The following is a 448-nucleotide window of genomic DNA, read 5'->3' as shown; positions in this document are numbered from 1 at the left end:
AGGAGCAGATATGCTTATCACGCATCATCCGTTACTTTTTTCAGCCGTAAAGAAAGTGACAGACGAAGATTTTATTACACGGAGGATCGTAAAGCTGATCCAGAATGATATTTCTTATTATGCGATGCATACGAATTATGATGTACTGGGGATGGCAGAGCTGGCAGGAAAAGTGTTGGACATTGCCCATACGGATGTACTGGATGTGACGCAGACTGATGAAGTCGGTGAAGAAAAGGGAATCGGAAGAATTGGAGAACTGCCGGAGACGATGACGTTGGAAGAATGTTGCGTTTATGTAAAGCATAAACTGGAATTAGGCAGTCTGAAAGTATTCGGAGACATGAACCGTCCGGTCAGAAGACTTGCCATTCTTCCGGGATCGGGAAAGTCCGGCATTCCGGTGGCACTTGCAAAGGGAGCGGATGTTCTGGTGACCGGAGATATC

At 46.2% G+C, this 448-nt stretch carries 1 protein-coding gene; it reads left to right on the top strand.

Annotated elements, in window-relative coordinates; genetic code table 11:
- On the top strand, positions 1–448 hold a 448-nt coding region (locus PZH32_RS11350; RefSeq protein WP_275208362.1), incomplete at both ends, for a Nif3-like dinuclear metal center hexameric protein.

It is taken from the genome of Adlercreutzia equolifaciens, assembly GCF_029076695.1.
GTDB lineage: Bacteria > Actinomycetota > Coriobacteriia > Coriobacteriales > Eggerthellaceae > Adlercreutzia > Adlercreutzia equolifaciens_A.
The sequence above is the reverse complement of the archived record's forward strand: the minus strand, read 5'-3'. Positions and strand labels throughout refer to the sequence as shown.